The organism is Azospirillum oleiclasticum (assembly GCF_013423485.1).
Lineage (GTDB): Bacteria > Pseudomonadota > Alphaproteobacteria > Azospirillales > Azospirillaceae > Azospirillum > Azospirillum oleiclasticum.
Genome location: NZ_JABFFR010000005.1, coordinates 367,960 through 382,964, shown reverse-complemented (window position 1 = coordinate 382,964; position 15,005 = coordinate 367,960). Strand labels below are relative to the sequence as shown.

Below are 15,005 nucleotides of genomic sequence, written 5' to 3'. Positions count from 1 at the left end.
CGATGCTGCGCGCACTGATCCTCGACGTCGACGGCACGCTGGCGGAAACGGAGGAGGCGCACCGCACCGCCTTCAACCACGCCTTCGCGGAGCTCGCCCTGCCCTGGCGCTGGGACCAGCCGCTCTACCGCGATCTGCTGGGCGTGGCCGGCGGCAAGGAGCGGCTGCGCGCCTTCCTCGAGCGCGAGGAGCCCGGCCGTGCCACGGATGCGTTGGTCGCGGCGCTCCACCGCCGCAAGACCGCGCATTACACCACCGCCGTCGCGCGCGGTGATGTGCCCTTCCGGCCCGGCGTGGCGCCCCTGATCACGCAGGCGCTTGTGGCCGGCATCACCCTCGCCATCGCCACCACCACCAGCCGCGTGAATGTGGAGGCGCTGTTCGCCGGCAACGGCGACTCCCCGCCGCTGGCCGCGTTCGCCGCGGTGATGACGGCGGAGGACGCGCCCGCCAAGAAGCCGGACCCGCAGGTCTACCACCGCGCGCTCGACGCCCTGGCGCTGCCGCCCGCCGCCTGTCTGGCGATCGAGGATTCGGTGAACGGCCTGAGCGCCGCGCTCGCCGCGGGCATCCCCACGCTGGTGACCGAGAGCGCCTACACGGCGGGCGACGATTTCACCGGAGCGTTGGCCGTGCTGACCGACCTGTCGTCCACCGGGCTGGACGCCATCCGGCGCCTGCACGCCGGCGGCGACCGCTGACGGGCGGGCCGCCGTTCATGCCGGCTCCGCCGTCGTATCCGCCGCGGCCGGCGCGTCGGCCGGGAATCTCAGGCTGAAGCTGGTGCCGGCGCCGGGTGTGCTGGTCACGGTGATGCGGCCGCCCAGCGATTTCGACACCAGATTGTGCACGATGTGCAACCCCAGTCCGGTGCCGCCGCTGCCGCGGCGCGTCGTGAAGAAAGGGTCGAAGACGCGGGCCAGCACGTCGGGCGTCATGCCCTGGCCGTCGTCGCTGACGCGCAGCGCGATCTGGCCGTTGCCCTCGGCGCCGACGGCGATCTCCACCGTCCCGCCCCGGCCGGACCCGTCCTCGCCGGCGGGAAAGGCGTGGGTCAGGCTGTTCATGATCAGGTTGGTGAGGATTTGCGACAGCACGCCGGGGTGGTTGTCGATCTCCACATCCTGCGGGCACAGCACGCGCACCCGGACGTTGGCGGAGCGCAGTTTCGGCTCCAGGCTGGCGGCGACGTCGCCGATGTAGCGGCCGATCTGGAAGCGGCGGCGATCGCCGCTCGTCTGGTCGACGGCGACCTGCTTGAAGCTCTGGATCAGCGATGCCGCGCGCTCGATGTTGGACAGCACCCGCCGGCAGGTCTCGGTGAGCTGGGTCACGCCGCGCTCGAACTCCGACCGTTTCAGCCGCCCCTCCAGCACTTGAGCCTGCAGCTCCTCCGCCCGATCGTGGACGAAGGAGGCGCCGGTCAGCGCCACGCCGATGGGTGTGTTGATCTCGTGCGCCACGCCTGCCACCAGCCCGCCCAGCGCCGCAAGCTTTTCCGTGCTCACGAGCTGGTCCTGCGCCTCGCGCAGGTCGTCCAGCGCGCGTTCGGCCTGCTCCTTGGCGGCACGCAGATCGGCCTCCCGCCGGTCGATCTCACGGGCGAAGAAGGCGAAGGCGGCGGCCATGTCGGCCAGCTCGTCGTTGCCCTCCACCGGGATCGGCACCGGATAGCCGTCGGCGCGGGCGCGCATGCAGCGCTGCAGTTCCAGCAGCCGCGCGATCACGCGCCGCCGCAGCAGCGCGACGACGAGCCCGGCGGCGATGAGGCTGACCAGAACCAACGCGATCAGCAGCTCCGCCCCGCGGTCCATCAGCACCGCGAACTCGGCCCGGTCCTTCTCCACCGCGGTGCGGGCGTCCACGAACAGGTTGGAGGAGGCGGCGACGAACTGTCCCGACACGGTGGTGATGCGGTTCAGCGCCCCCTGGATCTGGCGCTGCCCCACCAGCAGGGCGAGACGCGTGGCGAACACCCCGTCCTCCGCGTCCGCCGCCTGTGCCAGCCGCCCGACCACCGGCCGCAGGTGGCTGGCGGCGGCGGCGGGCAGCCGCTCCAGCGCCAGCGCCGTCCGCCCCATCGCCGCCCCATGCGCCGCAATCAGCCGGTCGAGCGCCCCCTCGTTGGCCGCCGACGCCCCGACCAGCGCGGACGTCACGCCCTCGTCGAACGCCGCCAGCCAATCCTGCCCCACGCGGACCTCGGTGTAGAGCGCGTGGGGGTCGCCCCCCTCCTCGAACCGGCGGTCGGTGTCCTCCATCAGCGATCGCAGCACCGCCCGCGCGTCGCGCCCGACCGTGTTCACCGCCTCCAGCCGCTCGCGCAGCCTCTGCTCGGCGGTGTGGCGGTCGCCCACCAGCCGGTCGAGCCGGCGCAGGTTGTCGATGAACTCCTGCCGGTAGCGCAGGAGCGCCTGCACCGCGGCGGTGTCGCGATCGAGGCCGGGCAGCTCGTCGAACAGCACGGTGAGCTGCCCGAACAGGTCGTCCAGATGCCGCATCGCCCGTTCGCGCTCGAAACGATCGATGGTGGCGGCGAGTCGCGGGGCGGTGACGGCGATCGCCTGGGCGTGCTGCGCCAGCCGCGCCACCCCGACCAGATCGCCGACACGCACCTTGGCGATGCGGTCGAAGCCGTCACGGAAGCGGTCCACACCATACAGCGCCACACCGGCCGCCAGCACGGTCAGCAGGGTGATCGCCATCAGCCCGGCGGTCAGCCGGTGCGACACCCCCACCCGTCCAAAGCCCATCATCCACGCCTCGTTCGCACCCCGCGGCGTCCGCGGACATTCCGCTCCCATCATAGCGGGTTTTCCTTTGCCCGCGGTCCCGGAATGCGGTCAGATGGTCAAGGCCCGGCGGGGCCACGATCCAAGGAAGAACGCGATCCAAGGAAGAACAGGGGCCGCCGATGCAGTGGAAACCCGTTGCCCTCGTCACCGCCCTCCTGCTCTGGGCGCCGCTGCTTTGGGCCGACGCGGTCGCCGCCGGAACGCTCGACACCGTGCGCGAGCGCGGAGTGCTGCGTTGCGGCACCACCGACAACGGCCAGGGCCTCGCCACCATCGCCGACAGCGGGCGCTGGATCGGCTTCTTTCCGGACATCTGCCGCGCCGTCGCCGCGGCGGTGCTGCACGAACCGGAACGGGTCGAGTTCTTCAACCTGTCCGTCGGCAACCGGCTGGAGGCGGTGGCGGAGGGGGCCGTCGACCTGCTGTCGGAGGCGACGACCTGGACGCTCGGCCGCGACGCGGAGCTGAAGCTCACCTTCACCGGGTTGGCCTTCTTCGACGGCCAGGGCTTCATGGTGCACCGCTCCGCCGGGGCGAGCCGCCTGGCCGACCTGCGCGGCGCCACCATCTGCGTGCAGACGGCGACCACCACCATCGCCAACCTCCGCGACCTCGACTCCATCCAGAAGCTCGGGCTGAAGATCCTGGAATTCGAAACGGTGGACGGATCTTACACGGCGTTCTTCAACCGTCACTGCACCGCCGTGACCGACGACAGCTCGGCGCTGGCCTCCATGCGCCACACCCGCGGCCCCGATCCCGCCGCCTACGTCATCCTGCCCGAGGTGATCTCCAAGGAGCCACTGGCCCCGGTGGTGCGCGACGACGATCCGGTCTGGATCGACATCGTGCGCTGGGTGCTGCTGGCCCTGGTCGCGGCGGAGGAAAAGGATATCCGCGGCGCCGACGTGGAGCGGCTGAGCCGGACCGGCGACGCCGAGACGCGCCGGCTGCTGGGCAGCGAGGGCCGGCTGGGCGAGGCGCTGGGCCTCGACCCCAAATGGGCCTACCGCGCCATCGCCGCCGCCGGCAACTACGGCGAGCTGTTCGAACGCCACCTCGGCCGCGGCTCGCCGCTGCGGCTGGAGCGCGGCCCGAACCGCCTGTGGAAGAACGGCGGACTCTTGTGGGCGCCACCGATCCGGTAATTGTCTCAGAGAGTTGCGGCGCGTTCCTCGACTACGCCATCAACTGTCCGCCGTTGACCTCCACCACCTGCCCGGTGACGTAGCCGGCCAGCCGCTCCGACGCCAGGAACAGATAGGCGCCGACGCAGTCGTCCGCGGTGCCGATGCGGCCCAGCGGGATGCGCGCCGCCGTCGCCGCCAGCTTCTCCGGGGTGGAGTAGCGCTGGTGGAAATCGGTGCCGATGGTGCCGGGCGACACGGCGTTGACCCGGATGCGGTGCGGCGCCAGCTCCGCCGCCAGCGAGCGGGTGAAGGTCGACACGAAGGCCTTGGACGCGCTGTAGATGGAGGATCCCGGGCTGCCGCCGGTGCGGGCCGAGATCGACACGGTGTTGACGATGGCCGCCCCCTCCGCCGCCTTCAACGCCGGCAAGGCGCGGCGGCAGGCGACCACGACCGAACGCAGGTTCAGGTCGACCACCTCGTCCAGGAACTCATCGGGCATCGTCTCCAGCGGCTGGCGGGCGACCATGGTGCCGGCGTTGTTGATCAGCACGTCCAGCCCGCCGAGCGCCTCGACGGCTCCATCCACCACCGACTCCACGGCGCGCGGATCGCGGAAATCGCCGGTCAGCAGCACGACGTCGCCGCCCGCCTCGGCGATGCCGTCGCGCAACGCCTCCCCCGCCTCCCGGCTGGCGCCCGCGTGCAGCGCCACCCGCGCGCCCAGCCCGGCCAGCGCGACGGCCACCGCCGCCCCGATGCCCCGGCTGCTGCCGGTGACCAGAACCCGCCGGCCGCGGAAATCGTCGCCCAGCGTGGTGGCGGGCCAATCCTGCATGGTCATGCCCCGGCCCCCCGCGCGCCCTTCACCCGCTCCACCGCGTCCAGCCAGCCGGCGTAGAGGCGCGCGCGCTTCTCCGGGTCCATGCGCGGCTCGAAGCGGCGTTCGCAGTTCCAGGCGGCCGCCAACGCCGCGCGGTCGGCGACGACGCCGACCTTCAGCCCGGCGAGTGCCGCCGCACCCAGCGCCGTCGTCTCGATCACCGCCGGGCGCTCGACCACCGTGTCCAGCGTGTCGGCGAGGAACTGGCAGAGCCAGTCGTTGGCGGCCATGCCGCCGTCCACCCGCAGCGCCTTCAGCGGCTGCGGCCAGTCGGCGTTCATCGCCTCCAGCAGGTCGCGGGTCTGGAAAGCCACCGCTTCCAGCGCCGCGCGGGCGATGTGGGCGGGGCCGGCGTCGAGCGTCAGGCCGGTGATGGCGGCGCGGGCGTCCGGCTGCCAATGCGGGGCGCCCAGCCCGACGAAGGCGGGCACCAGATAGACGCCGTGGCTGTCCGGCACGCGGGTCGCCAGATCGTCGGTCTGCGAGGCGTGGGTGATGATGCCCAGCCCGTCGCGCAGCCACTTGATGGCCGCCCCGGCGATGAAGATGGAGCCTTCCAGCGCGTAGGTCGTTTTGCCGTCCAAGCGGCAGGCCACGGTCGACAGCAGGTTGGCGCGGCTGTCCACCGGCTGGTCGCCGGTGTTGAGCAGGGCGAAGCAGCCGGTGCCGTAGGTGGACTTCACCATGCCCGGCTCGAAGCAGGCCTGCCCGAACATCGCCGCCTGCTGGTCGCCGGCGATGCCGGCGATCGGGATCGGGCGGCCGAGCAGGTCGGCCGTGGTGGCACCGAACTCGGCGCTGCTGTCCAGCACCGTCGGCAGCACCGCCCGCGGCACGCCGAACAGGCGCAGCAGCTCCTCGTCCCAGACCTGCCGGCGGATGTCGAACAGCATGGTGCGCGACGCGTTGGTGGCGTCGGTGGCGTGCACCGCGCCTCCGGTCAGCCGGTGCAGCAGGAAGCTGTCGATGGTGCCGAAGGCAAGCTCGCCCCGCTCCGCCCGCTCCCGCGCGCCCGGCACACGGGCCAGCAGCCAGGCGAGCTTGGTGGCGGAGAAATAGGAATCGATCAGCAGGCCGGTGCGCTCCCGCACCAGCGGCTGGGCGCCGTCGGCGATCAGGCGGCGGCAATGGTCGGCGGTGCGGCGGTCCTGCCAGACGATGGCGCGGTGCACCGGCTCGCCGGTGCGGCGGTCCCAGAGTGCCGTGGTCTCGCGCTGGTTGGTGATGCCGATGGCGGCGATGTCGGACGGCTGGAGCCCCGCCTGGGCCACCGCCTCGCGCAGCACCGACACCGTGTCGCGCCAGATGTCCTCCAGGTCGTGCTCGACCCAGCCATCCGCCGGGTAATGCTGCGGAAACTCCCGCCGGGCCACGGAGATCGGCTTTCCATCGCGATCAAAGACGATGGCGCGGGTGGAGGTGGTTCCCTGGTCGATGGCGAGCACGAAGCCGGTCGCGGCCATGGCGGCAAATTCCCGATGGTTGTCGTTCGCAAGCAAAGGGCAGGCGGAGGGATTCCCCCGCCCGCCCCCGGCCGCCGGTCACTTCTTGGGCGGGTTCGCCGGCCAGGACTTGATCAGCGTGTCGTAGTCGATGGTTTCGCCCTTCGGCTTCTCGTTGGCAAGCTTGCGCTGGGGCGCCACGTTGCCGTCCTTCTCGGACTTGGCGAACCAGAACTCTGCCGTCTCCTTCTTGTTCAGCTTCGGCCCGCAATCACCCTGCACGCCGGCCCGCTCCAGACGGCCGAGCACCTCGTCCTGCTGGGCGGCGAGCGCGTCCATGGCCTGCTGCGGGGTCTTGGCGCCCGACGACGCGTCACCGATGTTCTGCCACCAGAGCTGCGCCATCTTCGGGTAGTCGGGGATGTTGACGCCGGTCGGGGTCCATTGCACGCGCGCCGGCGAGCGGTAGAACTCGATCAGCCCGCCCAGCTTGGGCGCCCGCTCGGTGAAGGACTTGTCCCAGATGTCGCTCTCGCGGATGAAGGTCAGGCCGATGTGGCTCTTCTTCAGGCTGACCGACTTGGCGATGGTGAACTGGGCGTAGAGCCAGGCGGCCTTGCGGCGATCCACCGGGGTGGACTTCAGCAGGGTCCAGGAACCGGCGTCCTGATAGCCGAGCTTCATGCCCTCCTTCCAGTAGGCGCCCTTGGGCGACGGAGCCATGCGCCATTTCGGCGTGCCGTCGGCGTTCACCACCGGCAGGCCGGGCTTCACCATGTCGGCGGTGAAGGCGGTGTACCAGAACATCTGCTGGGCGACGTTGCCCTGCGCCGGCACCGGGCCGGATTCGGAGAAGGTCATGCCGGCGGCCTGCGGCGGGGCGTATTTCTTCAGCCACTCCACATACTTGGCAATCGAGTAGACGGCCGCCGGGCCGTTGGTGTCGCCGCCGCGCTCGACGGAGGAGCCGACCGGGCGGCAGCCTTCCATGCGCACGCCCCACTCGTCCACCGGCTTGCCGTTGGGGATGCCGCGGTCGCCGTTGCCGGCCATGGACAGCCAGGCGTCGGTGAAGCGCCAGCCCAGCGACGGATCCTTCTTGCCGTAGTCCATGTGGCCGTAGACCTTCACCCCGTCGATTTCCTTGACGTCGTTGGTGAAGAACTCGGCGATGTCCTCATAGGCGGACCAGTTCACCGGAACGCCGAGGTCGTAGCCGTACTTGGCCTTGAACTTTTCCTTCAGGTCGGCGCGCTGGAACCAGTCGTAGCGGAACCAGTAGACGTTGGCGAACTGCTGGTCGGGGATCTGGTAGAGCTTGCCATCGGGCCCGGTGGTGAAGGACTTGCCGATGAAGTCGTTGAGGTCGAGCGTCGGCGAGGTGACGTCCTTGCCCTCCCCCGCCATCCAGTCGGTGAGCGGAATCGCCTGCTGGTAACGGAAATGGGTGCCGATCAGGTCGCTGTCGTTGATCCAGGCGTCGTAGATGTTCTTGCCCGACTGCATCTGCGTCTGGATCTTCTCGACCACGTCGCCTTCCTGGATCAGGTCGTGACGCAGCTTGATGCCGGTGATCTCGCTGAAGGCCTTGGCGAGGGTGCGGGCCTCGTACTCATGGGTGGTGATGGTTTCGGAGACGACGTTGATCTCCATGCCGGCGAAGGGCTTCGCGGCGTTGATGAACCACTCCATCTCCTTGAGCTGTTCCTCCTTGGACAGCGTGGAGGGCTGGAACTCGGAATCGATCCAGCGCTTCGCGGCCTCCATGTCGGCCTTGGCCGACACCGTGCCGAGCAACAGGGCCACGGCCGAAGTGGTGAGCAGGCAGAACTTCTTCACGGTTGTTTCCTCCCCCAAGAATCGTAATGGTTGCGAAAAAGTGCCGTCTACACCCAGCGGAAGACCGCCGCGGCGTAGAGCAGGGACAGGATCGAGGCGACGGTCAGGTCGGGTCCGACCAGCCCCAGCCACCCCAGATGGATGAAGGCGCTGCCCAGCAGCGACAGGAACAGCCGGTCGCCGCGCGTGGTGTCGAGGCCGAGGATGCCGTGCCGCGGCGTCTCCGGCCGCCGCACCGCCAGGACCGTCATGGTCGCCAGCGCCACGGCGATGCCGGCGAAGAAGGCCGCGGTCGGCCAGGTCCAGGCCATCCAGGCGAAATGGTCCATGGGTTGCGGCTCCTCACACCCGGCCGAGGGCGAAGCCCTTGGCGATGTAGTTGCGGACGAACCAGATGACGAGCGCGCCCGGCACGATGGTCAGCACCCCGGCGGCGGCGAGCAGGCCCCAATCCATGCCGGACGCGGACACGGTGCGGGTCATGGTGGCGGCGATCGGCTTGGCGTCGACCGAGGTCAGCGTGCGCGCCAGCAGCAGTTCCACCCACGAGAACATGAAGCAGAAGAAGGCCGTCACCCCGATGCCGCTGGCGATCAGCGGCATGAAGATGCGCACGAAGAAGCGCGGGAAGCTGTAGCCGTCCAGATAGGCCGTCTCGTCGATCTCGCGCGGCACGCCGGACATGAAGCCTTCCAGGATCCACACCGCCAGCGGCACGTTGAACAGGCAATGCGCCAGCGCCACCGCCAGCGGCGTGTCGAACAGCCCGATGGCCGAATACAGATTGAAGAAGGGCAGCGCGAACACCGCCGGCGGCGCCATGCGGTTGGACAGCAGCCAGAAGAACAGGTGCTTGTCGCCCACGAAGCGGAAGCGCGAGAAGGCGTAGGCCGCCGGCAGGGCCAGCGCGATCGACAGCACCGTGTTCAGCGCCACATACTGCATCGAGTTGATGTAGCCGGAATACCAGCTCGCGTCGGTGAAGATGCGGGCGTAGTTCTCCAGCGTCGGCTCGGCCGGCCACAGGGTCATGCCGGTGACGATCTCGGTGTTCGTCTTGAAGCTCATGTTGACGAGCCAGTAGATCGGCAGCAGCAGGAACAGGATGTAGAGCGTCAGCACGATGGTGCGGGAGCGTGGCATGGTTCACCCCCTCCGCGCGTCGAGGCGGGTCATCACCGTGTAGAAGACCCAGCAGATCGCGAGGATGATCAGGTTGTAGACGATCGACATCGCCGCCGCCTTGCCCAGGTCGAATTGACCCAGCGCCAGCTTGACGAGGTCGATGGAGACGAAGGTCGTGGAGTTGCCGGGGCCGCCGCCGGTGACGACGAAGGGCTCGGTGTAGATCATGAAGCTGTCCATGAAGCGCAGCAGCACCGCGATCAGCAGCACCCGGTTCATCTTGGGCAGCTGGATGTTCATGAACACCGCCCAGCGCGAGGCGCCATCGATGCGCGCCGCCTGGTAGAAGGCGTCGGGGATGGAGCGCAGGCCCGCGTAGCACAGCAGCGCCACCAGCGACGTCCAGTGCCAGACGTCCATCACCACGATGGTGATCCACGCCGACAGCGTGTCAGCGGTGTAATTGTAGGGAATGCCCAGCCGGTTCACCACATACCCAAGCAGCCCGATGTCCTCGCGCGCGAAAATCTGCCAGATGGTGCCGACCACGTTCCACGGGATCAGCATGGGCAGGGCCAGAACCACCAGCGTCGCCGCCACCCGCCAGCCGTCGCGTGGCATGCTGAGCGCCACCGCGATGCCCAGCGGCACCTCGATCGCCAGGATGATCGCCGAGAACAGCAGGTTCCGCCAGAGCGCGTCGAGGAAACGGCCGCCAAGATCGGTGGTAGGATCGAGAAGATCGATGTACCAGCCGATGCCGTTCCAGAAGAACTGGTTGTTCCCGAAGGTGTCCTGCACCGAATAATTGACCACCGTCATCAGCGGGATCAGCGCGGAGAAGGCGACGATCAGCAGCACCGGCAGGACGAAAAGCCACGCCTTCTGGTTCAAGGGCTTGTCCATCACGCGGCCTCCACCAGACGCCCGTCGGCGTAGACATGGACCATGGCGGGCTCCATCAGCACCGACGCCTCCCCGGAGACCGACAGACCGTCCGGCACCGTCACCGCCATCGGGTGGCCGGCGAGCTCGACGCGGGCGATGCGGCGGCGTCCCAGATCCTCGATGCGGCGGACCCGCACCGGCACCCCGGTGCCGGCGGGCGCGAGCCGCGCGAACTCCGGCCGCACCCCGATCTCCGTCCGGATGCCCGCCGCCGGTGCCGTGTAGCCGCGCGCCAGCGGGATGCCGACGCCGCCGACCCGCGCGGTGGCACCGTCGATCTCCGCCGGCAGCACATTCATGCCGGGCGAGCCGATGAAGTGGCCGACGAAGGTGTGGGCGGGCTTCTCGAACAGCTCGTCGGGCCGCCCCATCTGCACCACCCGCCCGTCATGCATGACCACCACCGTGTCGGCGAAGGTCAACGCCTCCGTCTGGTCGTGGGTCACGTAGATCATGGTCAGGTCGAGCGCCCGGTGCAGCGCCTTCAGCTTGCTGCGCAGTTCCCACTTCAGGTGCGGGTCGATGACCGTCAGCGGCTCGTCGAACAGGATGGCCGCCACATCCGGCCGCACAAGCCCGCGCCCCAGCGAGATCTTCTGCTTGGCGTCGGCGGTCAGCCCGCCGCCGCGGCGCGTCAGATCCGGCGTCAGGTCCAGCAGCGCCGCGATCTCGCGCACCCGCGCGTCCACCGCCGGCCCGCGCAGGCCGCGGTTGCGCAGGGGGAAGGCCAGATTGTCGTAGACCGTCATGGTGTCGTAGACGACCGGGAACTGGAACACCTGGGCGATGTTGCGGCTCTCGGTCGGCAGATGCGTGACGTCCTTGCCGTCGAACAGCACCCGGCCACGGCTGGGGATCAGCAGGCCGGAGATGATGTTCAGCAGCGTCGTCTTCCCGCAGCCGGACGGCCCCAGCAGGGCGTAGGCGCCGCCCTGGTCCCACACATGGTGCATGGGCTTCAGCGCGTAATCCGCGTCGGTCGCCGGGTTGGGGCGGTAGTGGTGGGCGAGGTCCGCCAGCTCGATGCGCGCCATGGCGTCTTCTCCTCCCCTCAGGCCGCCATGACCAGCGGCGGGGCGGCGATCAGCGCCCCGTCATGGCCGAAGGCGAAGACCCGGTGCGGGTCGATGGCGACGTCGATGCGCTCGCCCGGCTCCACCTCCAGCACGCCGGGGCACACGGCGACCCAGCGCTCGGCCCCCACATCCACATGCACGAAACTCTCGGAGCCCGTGATCTCGCTGACCGCCACGGTGCCGGTCATGGTCATCGCCTCCCCCTCGCCGCGGCCGATCCGGAGCTGCTCGGCCCGGAAACCAACCGTGTAGGTCTCGTCCGGCAGGCCGGCCAGGATGCCGCGGGCGGTCGCGTGCTCGCCCGTCGGCAGCACCACCTGGCCGCCGCGCTTGTGCAGCCGCATGGTGTTGAGCGGCGGGTCGGAGAAGACGCGCGCGCTGGTGATGGTGGACGGCCGGCGGTAGACGGTCGGCGTCGGCCCGAACTGCGCCAGCCGCCCCTGCCACAGCGTCGCCGTATTGCCGCCCAGCAGCAGCGCCTCCATCGGCTCGGTGGTGGCGTAGACGAAGACGGCGCCGGACTCCGCGAAGATGCGCGGCAGCTCCTCGCGCAGCTCCTCGCGCAGCTTGTAGTCGAGGTTGGCCAGCGGCTCGTCGAGCAGCACGAGGTCGGCGCCCTTGACCAGCGCGCGGGCGATGGCGGTGCGCTGCTGCTGGCCGCCCGACAGCTCCAGCGGGGTGCGCTTCAGATAGGGCTCCAGCTTCAGCAGAGCCGCCGCCTCGCGCACCTTGCGCTCGATCTCCTCGCGTGGGCGGCGGGACACCCGCAGCGGCGAGGCGATGTTCTCGAAGACCGTCAGCGAAGGGTAGTTGATGAACTGTTGGTAGACCATGGCGACCGAGCGGCGCCGGACGTGCTGCCCGGTCACGTCGGTGCCATCCACGATCACGCGCCCCTCGGTCGGGTGGTCGAGCCCGGCCATCAGCCGCATCAGAGAGGTCTTGCCGGACAGGGTGGGTCCCAGCAGCACGTTCAGCGAGCCGCGCTCCAGCGTCAGCGACACATCGTCGATGTGCCGCTCCGCCCCCACGCTCCGCCCCACCCGTTCCAGCACCAGCGACACGCCTTGCCTCCCCTTGCCGATCCGTCCAGCCGTTCCATCGACCCGTTCTGGCCGCCCGTTCAGTCCGCCGCGGCGCCGGGTGCCGCAACCGACCGCCCCTCGCGCCCGGCCTCGGCCATGAAGGCGTCGAGCGCCTCGATCTCGGCCGGCGACAGGCGAAGCCCCAGCTTGGTGCGGCGCCACACCACGTCCGCCGCCCGCTCCGCCCATTCCTCCCGCATCATCCAGCGCACCTCGGCCTCGGTCAGGGTGGCGCCGAAGGCGCGGCCAAGGTCGGCCATGGCCGTGGCGTCGCCCAGCACCTCCGGCACGCGGGTGCCGTAGGCGCGCACGAGACGCAGGGCGTGGGCGGGGGCAAGGAACGGGTAGCGGGTGCGCACGCGCCCGACCAGCGCCTCCACCCCGTCCACCGGGAAGTCGCCGCCCGGCAGCGGCTGCCGGCTCGTCCAGCCCGGCACCGGCGCCGGGGGCAGATGCGGGCCCAGCTTGGCGAAGGCCGCCTCCGACAGCTTGCGGTAGGTGGTGATCTTGCCGCCATAGACGCTGAGCAACGGGGCGGACCCGGCGGCGGCGTCGAGCGCCAAGACATAATCGCGGGTCGCCGCCTGCGCCGCCGTGGCCCCGTCGTCCACCAGCGGACGCACGCCCGAATAGGTCCACACCACATCGGTGCGCGCGATCGTACGGCGGAAATACTCGCTGGCGGCGGCGCAGAGGTAGGTGATCTCGGTTTCGGAGGCGCGGACGGCGCCGGGGTCGCCCTTGTAATCCTGGTCGGTGGTGCCGATCAGCGTGAAATCCGTCTCGTAGGGGATGGCGAAGACGATGCGCCCGTCGCCGTTCTGGAAGATGTAGCAGCGGTCGTGGTCGTAAAGGCGCGGCACCACGATGTGCGAGCCCTGAACCAGCCGGATGCGGCGCACCGCGTCGCCGGCCGGCAGGCCGCTGCCCATCACCTGCGCCACCCAGGGGCCGGCGGCGTTCACCACGGCCCGCGCCTGCACGACGCTGCGCTGGCCGTTTCGCGTGTCCTCCAAGGTGAGGATCCAGCGGTCGGCCCCGCGCTCGGCGGAGACGAAGCGGGTGCGGATGCGGATGTCGGCTCCCCGGCGGGCGGCGTCCTGGGCGTTGAGGACCACCAACCGCGCGTCCTCCACCCAGCAGTCGGAGTACTCGAACCCGTTGGAGAAGACGGGCTTCAACGGCTCGCCCGCCGCATCCGTGCGCAGATCCAGCGTGCGCGTGCCCGGCAGCCGCTCCCGCCCGCCCAGATGGTCGTAGAGGAACAGGCCCAGCCGCAGCAGCCAGGCCGGCCGCAGGTCGGGGCTGTGCGGCAGCACGAAGCGCAACGGCCAAATGATGTGCGGCGCCATGCGCCACAGCACCTCGCGCTCGCGCAGCGCCTCCCGGACCAGACGGAACTCGTAGTATTCGAGGTAGCGCAGGCCGCCGTGGATCAGCTTGGTGGATGCCGACGAGGTGCCCGACGCAAGGTCGTCACGCTCGCACAAGAAGGTGCTGTAGCCCCGCCCGGCCGCGTCGCGCGCGATGCCGCAACCGTTGATGCCGCCCCCGATGATGGCAAGGTCGTAGACCCCGGCCATGTTCGTCCTCCCCGAATCACCGATCACAAAGCGCCGGCGATGTTTGTTGGACAAACCATACGCCGGCGCACGCGAAAGCGCAATTCGAAAATTTCGAAGCGGGAAACGAAAGTCAATGGGCGAATCCGAAACAGCTCCCGTGCAATCGGGGCCCATGCGATCGGGGAGGATGGATCAGGCTGCCTTGCGCAGTTCCTCCCGGCCGTTGAGGCGCTCGGCCGCCACCGCCATCTGGCGGAGCACGTCGTCGCGGCTGAGCCGGTCGCGCCGCAGGACGGCCTGCCCGACGGGGTCGTCGAGCAGTTCGGCGACACGCAGGCGCCACGCCGGAATCACGGGTGATGCGCTCATGATCGGATCCTCCTTCCGCGTCGAATGGTTGCGCACAGCGCGCGAAGTGTGGTGCCGCCCCACTGGATCGAACGGTGACCTCCTGGTCTTCAGCCAGGCGCGCAGACCCTCTACGCCAGAGCGGCCCTGTAATTCGGGCTTTTTCTTGTCATTACTTACGGTTTACTCGCACCGCAGCAAAGCCGGCCGGGTTGATAGGCGCACTGTCCTATTACCGCCAAGCCGCGGCACTTGCCATCAGGGCAACAAAAAACCCCTCGCCGGGATCCGGGAGGGGTTGTGGCTTCCCACTGGGCTTTGGATGCGGCCTCAACCGCTTCCCTGTCGCCCCACCCGTCCCGGAAACCCCTCGAAGGCCGGAAGCCGGCCGGTGAGGGTGACTTTAAACTGCGAATCATGACGAACGTACGATTGGCAACCCATGATCCGGGCCGGAATTCGGGCGGCTTTGCACCACGTGGCAAACGCGACGAACACACCGACGGATGCCGGCGCAGCGGCCAGCCCCTCCGCCCCGCGCGCCGACAGGACCGCGCGCGCGGCCGAAACGGCCGTCTGCGAACCCTGGTTGATGGCGATGGCGGCGGACATGGCGGTGACGCTTTCCCGGCTGTCGATAGCTGAATTCCGTGTGGCCCGTCCCGGTCAGGGCTTCGCGCCACGCTCAGTGTTCTAGTATCACCGCACCGCCCGTGCCGCAAGATGAAAAATCAGCATGGCCCGAATTTCCATGCATTCGTAGCGAATG

The 15,005-nt window shown here is 69.6% G+C and carries 14 protein-coding genes and 1 tRNA gene; 2 read left to right on the top strand and 13 right to left on the bottom strand.

Annotated elements, in window-relative coordinates; translation table 11 throughout:
- Positions 1-2: 2 nt before the first annotated feature.
- The gene (locus tag HL658_RS09540) at positions 3-701 is read left to right on the top strand and encodes an HAD-IA family hydrolase (RefSeq protein ID WP_180281707.1); all 699 of its coding nucleotides are present in this window, start codon (positions 3-5) and stop codon (positions 699-701) included.
- A 15-nt stretch (positions 702-716) separates the two neighbouring features.
- Here HL658_RS09540 and HL658_RS09535 read toward each other — a convergent pair whose 3' ends face one another.
- Entirely contained in the window at positions 717-2,756 is a 2,040-nt protein-coding gene (locus tag HL658_RS09535) for an ATP-binding protein (RefSeq protein ID WP_180281706.1), read from the bottom strand.
- 158 nt (positions 2,757-2,914) lie between these two features.
- Here HL658_RS09535 and HL658_RS09530 point away from each other — a divergent pair, with 158 nt between their 5' ends.
- A complete protein-coding gene (locus HL658_RS09530) occupies positions 2,915-3,943 on the top strand; it encodes an amino acid ABC transporter substrate-binding protein (protein WP_180281705.1) in 1,029 nt (342 codons plus the stop codon).
- A 31-nt stretch (positions 3,944-3,974) separates the two neighbouring features.
- Here HL658_RS09530 and HL658_RS09525 read toward each other — a convergent pair whose 3' ends face one another.
- The 12 genes from HL658_RS09525 to HL658_RS09470 all read right to left on the bottom strand — a co-directional run bounded on the left by HL658_RS09525 (position 3,975) and on the right by HL658_RS09470 (position 14,848).
- Complete coding sequence (locus HL658_RS09525; RefSeq protein WP_180281704.1) at positions 3,975-4,769, bottom strand: SDR family NAD(P)-dependent oxidoreductase; 795 nt, start codon at positions 4,767-4,769, stop codon at positions 3,975-3,977.
- Entirely contained in the window at positions 4,766-6,271 is a 1,506-nt protein-coding gene (gene glpK / locus HL658_RS09520; RefSeq protein ID WP_180281703.1) for a glycerol kinase GlpK, read from the bottom strand. The genes HL658_RS09525 and glpK overlap by 4 nt, the downstream gene beginning before the upstream one ends.
- Before the next feature lie 78 nt (positions 6,272-6,349).
- Positions 6,350-8,089, bottom strand: coding sequence for an ABC transporter substrate-binding protein (locus tag HL658_RS09515; protein WP_425485325.1), 1,740 nt, complete (start codon positions 8,087-8,089; stop codon positions 6,350-6,352).
- Between the two features lie 47 nt (positions 8,090-8,136).
- Positions 8,137-8,418 carry a DUF2160 domain-containing protein gene (locus HL658_RS09510; RefSeq protein ID WP_180281701.1) on the bottom strand — a complete coding sequence of 94 codons (282 nt, stop codon included), beginning with the start codon at positions 8,416-8,418 and terminating at the stop codon, positions 8,137-8,139.
- Between the two features lie 13 nt (positions 8,419-8,431).
- A complete protein-coding gene (locus tag HL658_RS09505; RefSeq protein ID WP_180281700.1) occupies positions 8,432-9,232 on the bottom strand; it encodes a carbohydrate ABC transporter permease in 801 nt (266 codons plus the stop codon).
- Positions 9,233-9,235: 3 nt separating this feature from the next.
- Complete coding sequence (locus tag HL658_RS09500) at positions 9,236-10,120, bottom strand: carbohydrate ABC transporter permease (protein ID WP_180281699.1); 885 nt, start codon at positions 10,118-10,120, stop codon at positions 9,236-9,238.
- A complete protein-coding gene (locus HL658_RS09495; RefSeq protein WP_180281698.1) occupies positions 10,120-11,196 on the bottom strand; it encodes an ABC transporter ATP-binding protein in 1,077 nt (358 codons plus the stop codon). The genes HL658_RS09500 and HL658_RS09495 overlap by 1 nt, the downstream gene beginning before the upstream one ends.
- Positions 11,197-11,213: 17 nt before the next feature.
- Complete coding sequence (locus HL658_RS09490; RefSeq protein WP_180281697.1) at positions 11,214-12,302, bottom strand: ATP-binding cassette domain-containing protein; 1,089 nt, start codon at positions 12,300-12,302, stop codon at positions 11,214-11,216.
- Positions 12,303-12,361: 59 nt separating this feature from the next.
- Complete coding sequence (gene glpD / locus HL658_RS09485) at positions 12,362-13,906, bottom strand: glycerol-3-phosphate dehydrogenase (protein WP_180281696.1); 1,545 nt, start codon at positions 13,904-13,906, stop codon at positions 12,362-12,364.
- A gap of 174 nt (positions 13,907-14,080) precedes the next feature.
- Positions 14,081-14,257, bottom strand: coding sequence for a hypothetical protein (locus HL658_RS09480; protein ID WP_180281695.1), 177 nt, complete (start codon positions 14,255-14,257; stop codon positions 14,081-14,083).
- A gap of 49 nt (positions 14,258-14,306) precedes the next feature.
- A tRNA-Phe gene (locus HL658_RS09475) sits at positions 14,307-14,382 on the bottom strand.
- A gap of 184 nt (positions 14,383-14,566) precedes the next feature.
- Entirely contained in the window at positions 14,567-14,848 is a 282-nt protein-coding gene (locus HL658_RS09470) for a hypothetical protein (RefSeq protein ID WP_180281694.1), read from the bottom strand.
- Between the last annotated feature and the right edge of the window lie 157 nt (positions 14,849-15,005).